A 976-nucleotide genomic window follows, 5' to 3' on the forward strand; every position below is an offset into this window, starting at 1 on the left:
GCGTCGCTGGTCGGCGGTGGCGGCCCGGCTGATGGCGGGGGAGCCCCCCACCGGCGGCGCGGCCGACACCGGCATCGCCCTGGACGCCGGTCCCTCCTCGCTGACCGTCACCTTCGGTTTCGGCGCCGGGTTCTTCGACCGCACCGGGCTCGCCGACCAGCGGCCGAAGTCGCTGGCCCCGCTGCCCGAGTTCTCCGCCGACGCGCTCGACCGCAAGCGCTCGGACGGCGACCTGTGGGTCCAGATCGGTGCCGACGACGCGCTGGTCGCCTTCCACGCGCTGCGCGCGCTGCAACGCGAGAGCGGCCGGGCGGCGCGGCTGCGCTGGCAGATGAGCGGCTTCAACCGCACGCCCGGAGCGACCGCGAGCCCCAGGACCGCACGCAACCTGATGGGGCAGGTCGACGGCACCAACAACCCCCGGCAGTCCGATCCGGACTTCGCCGCGCGGGTCTTCGTGCCCGAGGACGGCGAGCCGGCGTGGATGCGCGACGGCAGCTACGCGGTCGTCCGCCGCATCCGCATGCTGCTCGACGACTGGGACGAGCAGCCCCTCGCCGCCCAGGAGAAGATCATCGGCCGGCGCAAGTCGGACGGTGCCCCGCTGAGCGGCGGCGGCGAGACCACACCCGTCGACCTGGAGAAGCGCGGCGACGACGGCCTGCCGGTGATCGCCGCCAACGCGCACGTGCGGGTCACCGCGCCGGAGTCCAACGCGGGCGCCGCGATGCTGCGGCGGCCCTTCTCCTACCACGACGGTTTCCTGCCGGACGGCGCCCCGGACGCCGGCCTGCTGTTCGTCGCCTGGCAGGCCGACCCCCGGCGGGCCTTCGTCACGGTGCAGCGCAAACTCGACCGGGGGGACGCGCTGTCCCCGTTCGTCCGGCACGAGGCGAGCGCCCTGTTCGCGGTGCCGGGCGGCGCCGGGGCGGGCGAGTACGTGGGGCAGCGGCTGCTGGAGGCGTGAGCGTCCCGG

1 protein-coding gene is annotated in these 976 nt (G+C 75.5%); it reads left to right on the forward strand.

What is annotated here, in order from left to right; genetic code table 11:
* Positions 1-967: Dyp-type peroxidase (locus tag ACYVE9_RS28345; protein ID WP_461030746.1), on the forward strand; the 967-nt coding region annotated here is incomplete at its 5' end.
* Between the last annotated feature and the right edge of the window lie 9 nt (positions 968-976).

It is taken from the genome of Streptomyces sparsus, assembly GCF_054776295.1.